This is a genomic window from Spirosoma terrae (genome assembly GCF_010435915.1).
GTDB lineage: Bacteria > Bacteroidota > Bacteroidia > Cytophagales > Spirosomataceae > Spirosoma > Spirosoma terrae.
On record NZ_JAAFZH010000003.1, the window covers coordinates 327,494 to 342,775 of the forward strand.

Annotated in this window: 12 protein-coding genes; 8 read left to right on the forward strand and 4 right to left on the reverse strand. The window is 45.2% G+C overall.

Going from position 1 to position 15,282, the window contains the following annotated elements; genetic code table 11:
- Window positions 1–59 precede the first annotated feature (59 nt).
- Window positions 60–2,270: a penicillin acylase family protein gene (locus GK108_RS09300; protein ID WP_163946303.1), complete on the reverse strand. Its 2,211-nt coding sequence runs from the start codon at window positions 2,268–2,270 to the stop codon at window positions 60–62.
- A gap of 1,729 nt (window positions 2,271–3,999) precedes the next feature.
- On the opposite strand from GK108_RS09300, the gene GK108_RS09305 reads away from it, so the two are divergent.
- The 4 genes from GK108_RS09305 to GK108_RS09320 all read left to right on the forward strand — a co-directional run bounded on the left by GK108_RS09305 (window position 4,000) and on the right by GK108_RS09320 (window position 8,629).
- A complete protein-coding gene (locus GK108_RS09305) occupies window positions 4,000–4,785 on the forward strand; it encodes a LytR/AlgR family response regulator transcription factor (protein ID WP_163946308.1) in 786 nt (261 codons plus the stop codon).
- Window positions 4,786–4,905: 120 nt separating this feature from the next.
- Window positions 4,906–6,960, forward strand: a complete 2,055-nt coding sequence (locus tag GK108_RS09310) for a tetratricopeptide repeat-containing sensor histidine kinase (protein ID WP_163946312.1) — start codon at window positions 4,906–4,908, stop codon at window positions 6,958–6,960.
- A 203-nt stretch (window positions 6,961–7,163) separates the two neighbouring features.
- Window positions 7,164–7,742 (forward strand): TetR/AcrR family transcriptional regulator, encoded by a 579-nt coding sequence (locus GK108_RS09315; protein ID WP_163946315.1) that lies wholly within the window; start codon window positions 7,164–7,166, stop codon window positions 7,740–7,742.
- 92 nt (window positions 7,743–7,834) lie between these two features.
- On the forward strand, window positions 7,835–8,629 hold the full coding sequence (locus GK108_RS09320) for an SDR family oxidoreductase (RefSeq protein ID WP_163946318.1): 795 nt from the start codon (window positions 7,835–7,837) through the stop codon (window positions 8,627–8,629).
- Window positions 8,630–8,911: 282 nt separating this feature from the next.
- On the opposite strand, the gene GK108_RS09325 is transcribed toward GK108_RS09320, so the two are convergent.
- Window positions 8,912–9,760 (reverse strand): SDR family oxidoreductase, encoded by an 849-nt coding sequence (locus tag GK108_RS09325; protein WP_163946321.1) that lies wholly within the window; start codon window positions 9,758–9,760, stop codon window positions 8,912–8,914.
- Between the two features lie 102 nt (window positions 9,761–9,862).
- Between GK108_RS09325 and GK108_RS09330 the strand changes: the two genes are divergently transcribed.
- The 4 genes from GK108_RS09330 (at window position 9,863) to GK108_RS09345 (ending at window position 12,838) form a co-directional block, all read left to right on the forward strand.
- Entirely contained in the window at window positions 9,863–10,312 is a 450-nt protein-coding gene (locus GK108_RS09330) for a winged helix-turn-helix transcriptional regulator (protein ID WP_163946325.1), read from the forward strand.
- Window positions 10,313–10,461: 149 nt separating this feature from the next.
- Window positions 10,462–11,019 (forward strand): RNA polymerase sigma factor, encoded by a 558-nt coding sequence (locus GK108_RS09335; protein ID WP_163946328.1) that lies wholly within the window; start codon window positions 10,462–10,464, stop codon window positions 11,017–11,019.
- The gene (locus GK108_RS09340; protein WP_163946331.1) at window positions 10,991–11,743 is read left to right on the forward strand and encodes a hypothetical protein; all 753 of its coding nucleotides are present in this window, start codon (window positions 10,991–10,993) and stop codon (window positions 11,741–11,743) included. The genes GK108_RS09335 and GK108_RS09340 overlap by 29 nt, the downstream gene beginning before the upstream one ends.
- Window positions 11,744–11,746: 3 nt before the next feature.
- The gene (locus tag GK108_RS09345) at window positions 11,747–12,838 is read left to right on the forward strand and encodes a hypothetical protein (RefSeq protein WP_163946334.1); all 1,092 of its coding nucleotides are present in this window, start codon (window positions 11,747–11,749) and stop codon (window positions 12,836–12,838) included.
- Window positions 12,839–12,890: 52 nt separating this feature from the next.
- Here the strand turns inward: GK108_RS09345 and GK108_RS09350 are convergent, their stop codons facing one another.
- Together GK108_RS09350 and GK108_RS09355 are read right to left on the reverse strand one after the other, a co-directional pair.
- Complete coding sequence (locus GK108_RS09350) at window positions 12,891–13,916, reverse strand: PA14 domain-containing protein (RefSeq protein ID WP_163946337.1); 1,026 nt, start codon at window positions 13,914–13,916, stop codon at window positions 12,891–12,893.
- Window positions 13,917–13,999: 83 nt separating this feature from the next.
- A complete protein-coding gene (locus GK108_RS09355; protein ID WP_246224774.1) occupies window positions 14,000–15,259 on the reverse strand; it encodes an alkaline phosphatase family protein in 1,260 nt (419 codons plus the stop codon).
- Window positions 15,260–15,282 lie beyond the last annotated feature (23 nt).

Sequence of the window (15,282 nt, forward strand, 5' to 3'; positions counted from 1 at the left end):
TACATTTGAAACAACAAGATACGCCATGTCTCCAAGACATGGCGTATCTAATGACAATCTTATTCGCCCGGATGGTACGTCCTCTCCACGTGTTGTTTTACGTCTTCGGGATAGAACCAGACGTCTTTAAATTGACCTTTGCAATAAAGGGAAGCCTGATCGGTGAAATGCTGATTGCCTGGTTTGTTGCTCTGGCCGCCCGTAACTACCGAGCGCGCTTTTACTTTTGGACCAAATTCTACAACCGCAACAAAACTGTTCCCTACGTAGCCGTATCGTTTTTTGGTGTTTGGAGCCGTCCGAGCGCCATAAGCGGCCAGCGAGCCCCAGGCCGATGGGGTAAAGCCAACTGGAATGCTCGGCTTTTGATCATCAAAGCTTTCCTGAATGTTACCGGTCAGTCGCTGGTAACGATTTATGTCGCCCCAGGCTGTTTTCCAGGTCCCAAAATCACGGGTAAAGTCGGTCAGGACTTCCTGCAAAGCGGTTAGTTTTTCCTGTGGCGTGGTATTGGCGATCGTGAAAGCGGTAAAGGTCTGATAATCGAGCCGTTTGTCGGCAGGAACGCGGCTACGGGCCAGCTTCTGTATTTTTTCGCCCCAGAAAATGGCTAGCGCCGTTCCAACCGACGTAACGCCATAGTTTTTATCCCAGGATTCCAGAATTTGCATAGCATCCTTCAATTCTGCTGGCTGGTTAGCTAAGTCCGCCGAAACCGTTTTGTAGGCGGATAATAAGGCAGGAAGTAATTCGTCGAATGCCGCCAGATGCGGGTCGTTGGCGGCTGCAATCAGCGTATCGAGTGTGAAGATTGATTTCTTTGAGAGTACACGTACCGCATTGATACCACGATAGTTTTCCGCATCGGGGGCCATATAGGTAGGGTAACTGCTTTGGGTTGGGCTACTTCTGCCCGATACGGTAAATGGAGTCGAGTTACAGTTCTGAATCCAGCCACTAGCTGGATTGTGTATCTGTACCAGCTCATCAACCGAATGCAAGCCCTTCCAGTCGGTGTCGGGGTTGCTGCCATCCACAGGTTGATTCCAGTCGAATTTGGTGTCGCGTTTCGGCATAAAGTTCCCGTGCCAGTAAGCGATATTGCCGTTACGGTCCGCAAAAACGGTGTTGTTGGATGCATTACCGTTCAGTTTCATCACCTCCTTGTAGCTGTCATAGCCTTTCGCTTTGGTCCGCAAATACGATTGTTCCAGGGCTTCCAATGGTGTATTCATCATCGCAACTGTCACCCATTTGTCTCCTTTCTGCGCAACCACAGGGCCGTGCTGAGTGAAATACATGGTAAAATCTTTGTATTGTATCTCGTTGCCGACTTTGTAGGGAAGGCGAATTTTTTCGGCACGGACGGGTTTCCACTCATTGCCGTACTTGTAGTAGAACTTGTTGTCTCTTTTTTCGATAGTCTCCAGGTATTCATCCATAGAGTCGGCACCACTGGAGGTGTGCATCCAGCCGCAATTCTCGTTGAAGCCCTGATAAATAAAGAATTGCCCCCACGTAACGGCACCGTACGCATTTAATCCTTCCTGACTGGTGAGGTGGACTTCTGACCGGAAATAGAAGGATGTATGAGGGTTGATGAGCAGTAAGGCATTTTTGGTCGCGCTCTTGGAAGGAGCAACGGCAAAACCATTTGAGCCAACGGGTTCCCGCTCAAACTTATCGAAGTCATAAATCCAGGACGTTTTTCGCTGTTCGTAGAAGTCTTTGAGTTTATCGACTGACACAACGCTGATATTCCCGCCAATACTTCCTTCACTGAACATCAGTGGCATCCAGGGTTGAAAGCGTTTCAGGAGCCTTGGCTTTACATCCGGGTGGGTGTAGAGGTAATAGTTGGCTCCGTCGGCGAAGGATTCCAGCAATTTTTTCATCCAGGCCGGGCTTTTCTTATAGATGGCAATGGCCTGCGTAGTATCCATAAACAACCGCGCTCGCAAATCGTGATACAGGGCCGCTTCGCCTTCAACTTCGGCTAATCGGCCAATAGCGTCGAGGTAGTTTTCTTCAACGCGAGGGAAATCATCTTCGCATTGCGTGTACAGCACGCCAAAAACGGCATCCGCATCGGTTTTTCCGTAAATGTGAGGAACGCCCCACGTATCGCGCGTAATCGTAATCTGTTTGGCCTGTTTCTGCCAGCGGGCAATCTCACTTTTGGTAAAAGGTTGCGCCAACGTAGCAGTCGTTGTCAGAGCAACCAATACAATGGAGGTAGAGAGGATTCGTAGAAGATGAGGTCGATTCATTAATGATGAGTGAAGTGAGTAAATGCGAAATAAAACGGCAATGATGCCAGGAATGACTACTGAATAATTCCTTGAAAGTAACAATGATTGCGCACAATTATCGCCTTGCAGATATGAATCAATTCGAAAAAATAAGATTATGGGTAAATCTAAAAAAGGCACCAGGTTCATTACCTGGGTTTGTTTTGGCTTTTGGGGCGATGACTTACAATTCGTCTCGGAGTCGTGCTCGGCCAGCAAAAGCCGTCGCGGGGGTTGTGGGGTTTTCAAGAATCCCCAACCTTTCTTTGGATGGTGTAAATGGTCAGTTAAATCAATCAGCCTGGTGAACCGGAGAGCAATTATAGCGAACTAATAGTGCTAACGCTGGGCGTTGTCGATCATAATGCCTGGAAATCTTTTCTCAAAAAAAGGAATTGACAGCTATCCGTCAGCAATTAACTATCGTGAAAGGAGTGCCTTTCCTGGCTCAAACAAGGGAATTGCTGACAGGCAGACAAGTCTAATATTACTGGCACCTAATGGCCTTATGTGGAGGGGGGCTGGCAGTTGCTCAGGCAGATGACAACTAGGATTACTTCCATTCGCCATTTCCCTATGACCTTGTCCCAGTCAATAGGATATATTAGCTATTGACTGGGACAAGGACTGAGGAAAATGGCGAATGGATCGGCATAACATATCCCTTAGCTCATTTGAGAGCCATATGTGGGAATGCCCAAGGTTTCTGTAGATAGCGTCAATAGGCAGAGCAGCCTGATGAAACGAGGAACACTTGATAGCCAATCAAAAGTGGCAGACTTTGCCTATAACCTTACTAATTCGGTTCGACTAACTTCTGCCAGCTTATGGATTAGTCTAGCATTCTGGGGTGAGCAAAGGTCACTTGATGGTGATGCTGGATTAAATGTAGAAGATCAGTCGCGTAAAAGGGTTTGACATAATCCTCATCTCCAGGCGTGGAATCGATTTCGTCTGATAACAGTTCCGATTCTGGGGTCAGTGGACCCTCGATTCCCTCGGTATAGATTTGATGACTTTCTACGACCAATTCAGCATTCAATTTTCTCGAAGGCAAAATTAACTGTACACTCCAAATGTTTTTCATAGTATTATGATTAGCAAAAGTTTTAAATTGAGTTGAGTAACTCTGAAAAGTAGTGTAATGAATAACTCGGAATTTTTGGTCTATTGGCTTACATTCAGGTACTTATGTGTTCTATCATGACATTTTTTTGGGTTATATAATCACTATAAATAGTCTTTAAAAGGCGACGGATGACCGCTCGGATTTGTTAGCGGTATTTAAAAAAAATACCAGAAAAGAACAGTCGGTGATTTTATCTATCTACCTGTGAAAATTGGGCGATCTGCCTTTTTCATTAAAGGTATATAATAGTATATATTCAATTGTGTATATTTAACGTAATGCCCTAGAAATCAGTCAAACAACTATATTAATTTGCTCAATTGCTGTTTTTATGTGAATTGGCTGATTTATGCTGTAAAGAATACTGAGCCTACTCGTGAAAACATGCAAACGGAAGTATAAATTAGTGAACTGATAGTTTTGTGTGTGAATGAGTTTGTTGGGTAGCTTCGTTTTTCAGTTTACTAGTAAAAAACAGTCGTTTGCTTAACTAGTCATTGAAATCACATAACTTCGCCTGCAACGGAAGCTCCCTACACATAAAAAACTGTAAATTTGCTTAGGACTCTTGCCTCTGTAATGAAAACCAAATATCAAGTTCTAATCCTGGAGGATGACCCCATCATCATTGAGCAATTAGCTGGTTTCCTCGAACAAACAGGTCTTTTTGATCGCCCATTCATTTGTACCAACACCATGCAGGCGATTAGCGTCCTGCGTCAACATTCTGTTGACTTAATGCTGCTGGACATGGTGCTTCCCGACGTGCATAGCTTTGAATTGCTAAAACTGTTTCCGCAACATTCGCCTACTATTGCTATTTCCGCTCACCCTCAATATGCCGTTGACTGCTACGATTTGGAGGTAAAGGATTTTTTAACCAAACCGTTAAGCTTTGGTCGGTTTCTACGCGCGTTACGGCGGGCTATCTTTCAGTTCGAGATTCCTAACACAGTATTGCCTCAATATGTACCGGGTCAGGCCGTAGCTCAACCGTCGGTTGTTCCCCTGGTTCCATCGGATGCGCCTTCATCGCCCTATGTCTATCTGAAAGTGGGTCGTAAAAATGAGCGGTTCCAATTCAGCGACATCTTATATTTCAAAGGCTATTCCATCTATTCTAAACTAATTTCCAAAGCTGGCCAGGTTGTTGTCACTGAGCAGTTATCCCAACTGGACGGCCAACTCAGCACGAATCAGTTCATTCGGGTTCATAAATCCTTCCTGGTTAATCTTGATCACGTTACTCAGTTTTCAACGAAAATGATCTGGTTGGGTTCTCACAAAATTCCTATAGGGGCTACTTACAAAGCCAAAGTGCAGTATAGACTGGAACAATTAAATAAAGTAGGCTCAATGATTTAAATAGATTCCAGGCAATTCACCGGGCGAAGAATGCTTTAGTAGTCTACTTTGTGGAGATTTTCAAAAAAGAATAAGTCAGATCAATCGCTGGGATTTGTGGATAAATAAGCTAGTAAATTTATGAAGCAACTAAGCTGGCAATATTATTTTCTAACTATAGTATTAAGTTTTTCTCTTATTATTAGCTATGCATCTCCATCTTTAAGACATCAATTTGATCACGCAAAAAGTGATACCGCTCGTTTGGCTGCCTGCATTAAGCTAATTCAATTCTATAAGGCCTCGCTTAAAAACGATAGCTGTCTGTTATATATCAATCAAGGACTGGAATTGGTAAACAAGGCAAAAAATACAACGTATCATGGAGAATTTTATACAGTTTGTGGTCGATTTTTTAGTAAACAACAGCCGGAGTTAAGTTTAACGTATTTAAACAAGGGGCGCTACTGGGCAATAAAAAATAATCAGATAAAACGAATTGCAACTATTGACTATGAATTCGCTAAAATTTATTCAGACAAGGCTATATCGAGCCGGAATAAATCGGATTTTACGACATCTTTACGGAAGACATATGGAAATATTCAATTTGCACAAAAGCACAAATTACAACTTCTAGAGGGTTACAATTACGGGCTATTAGCTAATTTTTATAAGGTGAATTGTAGCGACTCCTTAGCATATGCATTCTTAAGAAAAGCCCTGTCTATACTAGTTAAAGAAAAGGCTATTGACAAGCATAGCCCATCTATGGTTAGTGCAAATCTTGAGTACAATTTCTTTTTCAAAAACTTTGCAGAAGCCGCCAGTAACCTACGCGAACTCGATAAAATGAGACAGGATGCAATAGGCTATGATTATACGATTCATGTGGGCATAATTTCATGTTGTATAAATCTGAGGAATTTCGCTAAAGCGATTGAGATAGGAACTGAAGTTCAGAGTAAATCTGACATTATGGCTAGTATGCCTGCGCTTGATAAAGCTACATTTTTTACCTATTTATCAGAGGCTTATCTTCATGGACATAACTATAAAGAAGCGAAACGAAATTACTTACAAGGTGTAGCTTTTGCTGACGAATTTGAGCGTAAATCAAAAGAAAGGATACCGTCTAATGTACGGATAGACTTATTGAAAAATGGGAAAGTCTTGTTTGAAAAAGAAGGCAACTTCCAGAAAGCTCTAGCTGCCGCTAATGAATTGGCTACTCTTAAAGATAGTATAAATGCAAATCAACGCATCTTTGAATTAGCCGCAGGCCAGGAGCGTTTTGAAGCGCAAACAAAGGAAGATAGTTTAACCCAGCAAATTCAATTGCAAAAACTGGAAAACCAGTATAAGGGAGAAAGTCTAGAGCAGTCTAAAAAAATTCAATGGCTCTCGGTCTTAATTATTATTTCTTTGGTTTTTATTATTCTTTTTGTAGTTGTTCAAACAAGGAAAATAAAAGGACAGTCTATTGAATTGAAAAAGTTAAATGATATGCAGAACAAGCTTTTTGGCATAATTAGTCATGATTTACGTAGCCCGGTAGTCAGCCTACAAACTTTTCTGGGAAGTATAAACAGGACTAAAAATCCAGAAAGAGCAGTTGAGACATTTTCTAATTTGGAAGTACAAGTTGGTGTAGTTAGTAATACATTAGATAATCTATTAAACTGGTCCATCAACCAGATGGGGGGGATAAAGCCAAGAATTCAGAAAGTAAATATACTGGAAGCCGTTGAGCATATTCTTGAGTTGTCAAGCCACGTAATTCACTATAAATCTATTTCTGTAAACGTTTCTGTCGAGGAAGATTATGTATTGGCTGATGGAAATTTGACCGAGATCGTTATCCGGAATATTCTTACGAATGCAATCAAATTTACTCCCGTTCATGGAGCCATCAGTCTATCATCCAGAATAGAAAAGGACGAATTAATTCTTCAGATTCAGGATAATGGTATCGGTATGACAGAGGCTCAGCTGAATACTCTTTTTTTAAACTATAACAGTCGGAAGGGTACAATGGGAGAAAAAGGTAGTGGCCTGGGCCTTAAGCTGAGCCATGAGCTAATGGCCGCACAACAGGGAAAGATCGACATACAAAGCAAGGTCAATGTAGGAACTATAGTCACTCTTAGCTTCAACGCTTCTCAAGTGGAGAGTATTAAGGAGAAGATGGTTTGAAGCTTCAATTCATGACAAGTAGCGATGGGTGGCAAGGGAGCTGATCTCTAAAATTTGATGGCAGGTTTCCGGATGGTCTCTCGACTTCCAGGCGTAAAGGCCGGCTGATGTACTACCCGTCGATTAGCCTTTCAACTAAATTTCTTTCGTTTCTGAAACGATTGTTTTAGAAATAAAGTTACCTATACGAACCTGTAGTAAGTATGGCCAGAACTATTGAATTTGATCAGGAACAAGCAATCGAAAGAGCCACTCGTGTCTTTTGGGAAAAAGGTTACAATGGGGCTTCTTTGAGAGATTTGACCGATGCTATGAAAATCAATAGTAGCAGTCTCTATAATACGATTGGCGATAAACACGAACTGTTTGTCCAGTGTTTGAACCAGTACACCCGAAACAGAAAAATAGCGCTACAAAAGCGGGCAATAAGTGCTACATCACCTGTGGCGGCACTGACAAACTTCATTCATGATGTTGTTATGGCCGTTATAGAAGGGATTGATGGTTGTTTAGCTATAAAAACAGCGTTTGAAGTTTCTCCTAAGGATGACCAGATAAAAGCTATTTTAAAGAGCGATAATGAATTTACCCACCACTTTTTAACCTCACTTATTAGAGAGGCAGTACAAATCGGTGAGCTTCAAAATAATACGAATCCTGATTTACTGGCTGATTACATTATTAGTACCTATACCGGCTGGTATGAAATTCACCTACTTTATAGAGATCCTGCGAAAATCAAAAAGCTGGCTCAGTTCATGATTAGCCAAGTCATCGGCTAATTTTTTTGATCCATTTTGAAACGATCAATTCAGAATGGATTACACTAAATCGATCGGTAATTCTGAAACATTCATTTCAAAAATAAAAACAAATGGAAAATAGACAAGATGTTAACCTGGATCTTGACGGTAAAATTGCGCTGGTTACAGGCGGAACAAAAGGGATTGGCAAAGCTATTGCCGACCGTTTGGCCCGATCGGGTGCCACAGTCATTACCACGGCCAGAACCAATCCAGGGTATTCGGCGGGAAGCCACTATTTTATTGCTGCAGACCTGTCTAAATCCGAAGAAGTGACGAAGGTATTTAATGAGGTGAACGCTCAATTCGGCGGAGTTGATATTCTCATCAATAACATGGGAGCCAATACATTACCCTCTGGAGGATTTAGTGTGCTAACCGATGAGCACTGGGATGAAGCCCTCCAAGTAAACCTATTAGCGTCTGTACGTTTGGATCGTGCTTTTTTACCAAAGATGGTGTCACAGAAAAGTGGGGTGATTATACACATATCCTCAACGAGTGGTATGTTTCCATTATGGGAGTCTACTATGCCTTATAGTGCAGCCAAAGCAGCCCTGAATGCGTATAGTAAAACATTGGCCACCGAAGTTGCTCCGCAGGGGATACGCGTCATTACCGTATCGCCGGGGTTGAACAAAACCGAGGCAATGACTAAATTCATAGACGATTTTGCAGCGCGTACTGGCGTTAGTTCAGAAACGATGACTCAGCATCTATTTGCCCGACTTGGGGGCATACCAATTGGAAGAATGGCAGAACCTGAAGAAACAGCCGAACTTGTTCACTTCCTGGTGTCGCCAAAAGCTTCCTACATCACTGGGACAAATTATGTAGTAGATGGAGGTAACCTACCGGTTGTGTAAAACGACAGGTTTGACAAACTCGATTTTTTGCCTGTCAAACCTGGTACACATGATTAAGGACTAAATAAAAACAGAATCACTCCTCAGAGTCGAGTTTGAGAGAACGGTTCTTCTGCCAACTGATGGCTGATCTGACCGTGTATTTGGTTCCTTGTTTGATTTACCTAATGAGAGATCATATTAGCCAGGAATAGGAAGAGTTGTAAACACAACATGCTGCCAACGGAAGTCGACTGGCTTCTGTTGGCAGCATTGACCACCGAACGCTACGTAATAAATAGGTTAGGACAGATTTTTCAAAAAGTCGGTTAATGTAACCGGCTGTCGTCCCAGCAAATTTTCCAACGTAGCGTCTGGTACGTCAAAATCACCTTGTTTGACGCCTTCGGCCATGCCAGCATACATTTTGGCGTAGTGTGCCGGAAGATGTTTCTGGAGTTCTGCTTCGTAGGCGCTGTTTGGGATGTCGATATAGTCGACTGATTTGCCGGACTGGCTCAAAGCGGCTGCGATATCGCTGAATGAGTAGGATTCTGGCGAACCAATTTCGTAGATTTTATTTTCGTGGCCTTCGCTCAGTAAAGCATTCGCCAGTCCCTCGGCAATGTCGGTACGTAATACAAAACTCACCTTACCGTCGCCCGCCGGGAAATAGAGTTTACCCGACTGAGGAGCCTCGCCCAGCACGCCCGGTAAAATATCCAGATATAAGTTGTTGCGGAAAAAGGTGTAAGCCAGCCCTGATTCGTTGATCAGGTTTTCCGTCTGAAAGTGGTCAATGGCAGGCGTGAAATGCGCTGTAAGCGAAGGATTGGGAGCGCTGGTGTAGAAAATATGTTTCACGCCCGCTTCTTTGGCCGCGTTAATAACATTGGTATGTTGCCGAATGCGTTCGTCACCTAACACGGCACTGGATATCAGTACTAATGTATCAACACCCGCAAAGGCAGCAACCAGAGAAGTTCTATCTGTATAATCCCCCTGGCGAACAGTTACGCCTTTAGCAGCCAAGTCAGCTACTTTTTCCGTATCTCTGGCAACGGCAACCAGTGAAGATGGATTGGTTTTGGCTAACAAAAAGTTGAGGGTGGCTTTTCCCAGATGGCCAGAAGCACCAGTAATTGCGATCATGATATTGGCAGGTTATATTTGTGACTTAGTTATTTTTAGTAACTCAAAATTATTTAGTAACTACCCCGTTCGCAAGAAGGCATTTTTTAGTGCGTCAGTAACATGGACATAACTATTGTTGATAATCAACAGGATATCCTGCAAATAAAGTTGAAGAAAATTTTAGGCGATCCGGCTAATCTTACCGGTACGTGCCCAACTCGTAACATTCTGGACCGCTTTAGTGATAAATGGTCGATTTTGTCAATCTTCCATTTAGGCAATGCGGGCATTCTACGATTCAATGAGCTTAAGAAACGGATCGACGGTATTTCCCAACGGATGCTGACGGTTACGTTACGTAATCTGGAACGCGATGGGCTGATTTCCCGGCGCGTTTATCCCGAAATTCCGCCCCGCGTAGAATATGAGCTGACTGGGCTAGGTAATAGCTTACTGGTGAAGGTTATTGAATTAGGCGAATGGGCCAGTGATCATGGCGATCAGATTATGCAGGCCCGTGCTCAATACGATGCCCGCGAACGTAACACCTTATCAGCCCTGAATAATTAAGAGTAGCTTTCTGAACTCGTTTGCGACGTAATTGCCTGAACACAAAAAAATACCGCTTTTGCTGCGGTGTTTTTTTGTGTTCAGGCAACCCTTTATTCGAAACTGGCATTTCTGTTACTGTAACCCCATTCAAGGTCTAATTTCATTTTATGTCGCAGCAACTTGTCGAACAGTGCCAACGAGGCAATGCCTTTGCGCAGAAACGACTGTACGACCAGTACGTTAACCGACTGTTTCGGGTGAGCCTGCGTTACGTTCGGAACGAGGCTGATGCCGAAGAAGTATTGATGAGCGGCTTTTTAAAGGCTTTTCGGTCGATTCAAGAGTTTACCTACCGCGACGATGCGGGACTGGAAGCGTGGCTTCGACGTATTGTTATTAATGAAGCCTTGCAGCATTTAAGGGCTAACCGAAATCTACCACTTTTCCAGGCTGAAGAAGTTGCGCAGGTGCAGCCCGATCCTAAGCCATTGCAGGATATGACGCTGGATGCCGAGCGTATCCACCAATTGATTCAGGAGTTGCCACCGGGCTATCGAACCGTGTTCAACCTGTATGTTGTAGAAGGCTATACGCATCGGGAAATTGGTGAGCAATTACGGATTTCAGAAAACACCTCAAAGTCGCAGTTAAGTAAAGCCAGAACACTTTTACAAACGTGGTTAATTCAATACGGTTATGAAGCAGAAACCCGACGAAGCTCTTGATCAATGGGTGCGGCAGTCGCTTAGCCGTCTTCCCGATACGCCCCCCCCTGGCTCGTCGTTTGATTCAGAACGGCTATGGCAGCAAATGCGTCCAGAACTTCAGGTCGAGCAGCCACGTCGCCGAGCGCGCTGGATTGGTTGGGCTGCGGCTGCCGTTGTCGCTGGCCTAGTGACACTATGGGGGAGTATGCATCGGCCCGACACTCGCCCTGTATCGGCTACTACCGTGAAAAATGAGCAGGCAACCACTCATTCGACTATTCCCTTGAAGGCAGATGAGCAACTTGTAAAGTCTGTGTCCGAATCAGAGAAAGAAGAAAGAAATGTTCCAAAAATTGCGAGTAAACGTGTTAAGGCCGAGACCGTTACTCCTCGTCAGCAGGTTGATGGGCATAGTGAGGTAACAGTGGCCGTCGATTTTCCTGAATCAGAAAGTGATGCAAGCAGAGAGCGAGGGATTCGAACCCCCAGTACCCTGGAGAGTACTCTTCTTGGATTAGACACTAAAACGCCTGTAGCCCAACATATTCCTAAGCAAACTAAAGCAAAGCCTCGTTTTAAAGTTGTCCATGAAAATGAATTAAAGGCCGAGGAAGAAGCCAGGCCAAAACTATACCAGACCGGCAATTTTGTCCGACTAGGGACTGGTCAACTGCATGAAACAGAGCAGCCGGAACGCCAGCCAGCACTAGTCATTCCTTTAACGAATAAACCAAACCAATAACTCATGCGAGTATTTTGTCTGATTACTGTGCTCATGATGAGCATAGTCGGGATTGTTATGTCTCAGCCAGCTGGAACACATATAGTAGAATCAAGAGCGACGGCGAAGTTTGTTGGGCTGAGCCATATCGAAATTGAGTTAGGACAACGTAATACTTTGTTGATCGGCTTCGACCAGTTTGCTCAGGTTCAGGCGCGACGTAATATTGATTCGGTGCTACGGTTGTTCGTGGCTGATTATCGTAAAATAGAGGACACAACGCAGAATTCTACCCAAGCCATACATGCTTTGCTTAAACTGGGTGACGAGAGTCGGGATATGGCCTTACGATACACCCCACAACCTGCTACGTCGTTTCGTTTCCGCGATGGGGAAAGCCCGGTAGAGGTAAAAACAATGCAGGATACCCTCCAGGTTGCCTGGGTATCTGCTACGTCGAAGGAGATTCCTGCCGATTTTGCCGTTTATTTTCTGGTCAATAGTCTGCATGATCTGGAGCGAATCCTGAACTCGGGTGGCGTGAATCGAAAAGTAGAACAGGCATTGGATTCGGTACGTAACTTCAAGCACCATAATCTGACCAGCCCCCGCTATAACTTTACACTGCTTCAGGGCCTTGATAATAAATCGACGTTTCGCACCCCTGGTCTGGCCCGCGCACCCTTTCTGAGTTTTCATCCGGGCGTAGGAGTGGGCCTGATACGTAATCAGTGGGTTCCGTCTTTTCATTTTGATCTGGAAATTGTACCGAACCGATTCCAGCAGGTTGGCTATTTTGTCGGGTATACGGCTAATTTCTTTTTTCAATCAACTGCCGACAATGCCCTTCGCGCGTATCGAAACGATTTTGTGCATGCGGGCGTGTCGTTTTACCGGAAAGACAAAGGCAGCCGAACCGCTAATTTCAACCGGCATATTGCATCGTTTTACGTAGGAATGCCGGTTCATCGATCCGGATCGTATTTCGAATCCAATACGATCAAGCTAGGTTCTGTGGTGTATAAGAACTATCTGTTTCGAGTGCATACCGAAGTATACATGAATGGTTTCTTTAAAAATGTATTTCCTGGGGTACGAATTGGTATTGGGTTTTAACTAACGTAACGAAGAAGAGTACGTTGGAGATGCTAAAGGTTAAAAAGACCATTTATTTATAGTAGGGCATGAGAACAACCCGGCGATTTTGACAGCGAAGCACCGGGTTGTTAGTATCAATAAGCAGTTGCGTATCGCCATGCCAAAGCCCGCGCAGTTGCGTTGAATCAATACCCTGATTTCGCAGATAGTTGACTACGACACGAGTTCGAAATTCAGATAAGGTTCGGTTTAGCGCCCGATCGCCAATTTGATCGGCATGGCCCACTACGTCAATTTGGGCTGGTGGATTAGCTCTCCAATGGGCAAGCACACTGTCCAGCTGTCGACGACTCGATTCGGTGAGTACGTAGCTGCTTTGGTCAAATAAGAGAGTAATCGGCTGCTCCAAAGCGGGTGGCGTTGTAGCGGGAACCGTTTGCTTATTTATTGGCGGTGATACGTTGGCTGATGGTGGCTGCGAACGTACGACCAAGGGTTGGGAGGATGGTAGTTTTTTGGCTGTTAGTAGCCGTTTTTGCTTTACTGCCAAGGTTTTCCAGACCAACGGCAAGGCTTTTGTTTCGCTGCTGATGGCGGGTTTAGGGCGAGGAGGAGCTGACCGGGGTGGTTGCCGGAAGAAAGTTGCCGGAATGACTTCCCCAGGCTCACCAAGCCACTCAAACCAGCGAGCGGGTTGATCCGGCCGCTCCCAACGTAACGTAATCTGTCCACCCCTGATATCGTTAAAATAATCGATACGGATTGGATAAGTTTGGCCCGCCACCAAGTTAATTTCCCCCTGAAAGTGTCGATAGGGCGTCAGATGCCATTCATCGATGACTAGCCGATTGCCAACCCACAATCGAATGCCATCATCAACCTGGCTGTAAAATACGTAACGGCCGCTTACTGGCGCCTGCAATTGTCCGGTCCAGCGAACGGAGTAATATGACCAGTCCAGTTCCGGCATCGGGGCGCGGGTCGACCAATCAAACTGAATCATCGGATCGACACGGGTCCGCACCTTCTGTTCAAAATTAGTTCCTCGATAATATTCGCCCTTCAGACCCGGTTGAGCCCATAGTGGCCACGTCATAAGAAAACCCATTAAGGTCGTTAGGAGGAAGCGTAGTCGATGGAACAGCATGATTCAGTCTGATTGGGCGGATCGTTCCCGATTTAGTGTTGCAGAGCTTCGCCGATTGGCTGGCCCGTTGTGCCGCTGGGTGGTAAAATCCGAAGGAGGGCCGTTAGCGTTGGGGCAATGTCCGACGGACTCGTATGACGTAGTGTTTCGCCCCGCCGAATACCCCAGCCGTAGAAAATGCAAGGGACCTGCCGATCGTAGGTATACGCTGTTCCGTGTGTTGTACCTACGGGAGGACCCACAAACCAGCCGGGCTGGTAAATCAGCTGCAAATCGCCACTACGTTGGGCATGGTAGCTATTCTTGTATAGACTCAGTTGGGTATCTGTCAGATTAGCCTGACTCAGTGCTCGCAGGTTAATTACATCGACTACGCCGGGAATTTTGGCCAGGCTCCGCTGTAGCGTCTGTTGGATAGCCGATACCGATATGTTTTTTTCACGTAGCAGAGCATGGTTGAGATAAATCTGATCGTTCATACTCGCCATCTGCAGGTAGTTGCCCGGTCCAAACGCATCCAGCAGAGACTGGGTGAGCGTCTGATTCAACTGGCGGGGCTCAATCAGACCAGCTGGTAGATGATGGGCCTGCCAATAGGCCGGTACGTCCATCACACCATGATCTCCGGTTAGGAATAGCGTATACTGATCCGGGCCTACCCAGCTATCCAGAGCACGTAACAAATCAGAAATTTCTGCATCGAGCCGCAGGAAAATATCTTCCTGCTCAACAGAGGTTGGTCCGAAGGAATGACCCACCAGATCTGGTGTAGAAAAGCTAATGGCCAGAAAATCCGTTTCCGGGCCTTTTCCCAAATTTTCACCTGTCAAAGCTGCCAGCGCCATGTCTTTAGTTAAGGTGTTTCCCCAGGGCGTGTAGGTCAGCAGTTCGAATGCCGCTCCGGCGGGACCGGCCATTTCGTAGGGAAAACTGGACGTCGATTTACCCGGCAGTTTATATTCGTAGGGTTGATCATCGGCTGTGCTTTCGGTATAGTCTGCAACGGGTCGCATGGTTTTCCAGCCCCGCTGGCTATAGTCGGCGGGGAGCTTCCGATTGTTGAATTCATTTACCCAGGCTGGTAATTGGGGCTGATAAAAGGAACTGGTTACCCAGGTGCCCGTTCGGCTATCGAACCAGTACGCTCCTTTGGCGGAGTGACCCGCCGAAAGAATGGCACTACGGTCCTTCAGCGAAATACCGATGGCTTTCGAGCGAAAATTAGTAGCCAGCGCCAATTGGTCAGCAATTGTCGTAACCAGTAAGTTACGTGGCGAAAATCGGGCGGGCATCGCGCTAGGGTGACCAACTACGC

Coding starts and splice junctions, on each gene's coding strand:
- GK108_RS09300 (WP_163946303.1), bottom strand. CDS start 2,270: ATGAATCGACCTCATCTTCTACGAATCCTCTCTACCTCCATTGTATTG.
- GK108_RS09305 (WP_163946308.1), top strand. CDS start 4,000: ATGAAAACCAAATATCAAGTTCTAATCCTGGAGGATGACCCCATCATC.
- GK108_RS09310 (WP_163946312.1), top strand. CDS start 4,906: ATGAAGCAACTAAGCTGGCAATATTATTTTCTAACTATAGTATTAAGT.
- GK108_RS09315 (WP_163946315.1), top strand. CDS start 7,164: ATGGCCAGAACTATTGAATTTGATCAGGAACAAGCAATCGAAAGAGCC.
- GK108_RS09320 (WP_163946318.1), top strand. CDS start 7,835: ATGGAAAATAGACAAGATGTTAACCTGGATCTTGACGGTAAAATTGCG.
- GK108_RS09325 (WP_163946321.1), bottom strand. CDS start 9,760: ATGATCGCAATTACTGGTGCTTCTGGCCATCTGGGAAAAGCCACCCTC.
- GK108_RS09330 (WP_163946325.1), top strand. CDS start 9,863: ATGGACATAACTATTGTTGATAATCAACAGGATATCCTGCAAATAAAG.
- GK108_RS09335 (WP_163946328.1), top strand. CDS start 10,462: ATGTCGCAGCAACTTGTCGAACAGTGCCAACGAGGCAATGCCTTTGCG.
- GK108_RS09340 (WP_163946331.1), top strand. CDS start 10,991: ATGAAGCAGAAACCCGACGAAGCTCTTGATCAATGGGTGCGGCAGTCG.
- GK108_RS09345 (WP_163946334.1), top strand. CDS start 11,747: ATGCGAGTATTTTGTCTGATTACTGTGCTCATGATGAGCATAGTCGGG.
- GK108_RS09350 (WP_163946337.1), bottom strand. CDS start 13,916: ATGACGTGGCCACTATGGGCTCAACCGGGTCTGAAGGGCGAATATTAT.
- GK108_RS09355 (WP_246224774.1), bottom strand. CDS start 15,259: ATGCCCGCCCGATTTTCGCCACGTAACTTACTGGTTACGACAATTGCT.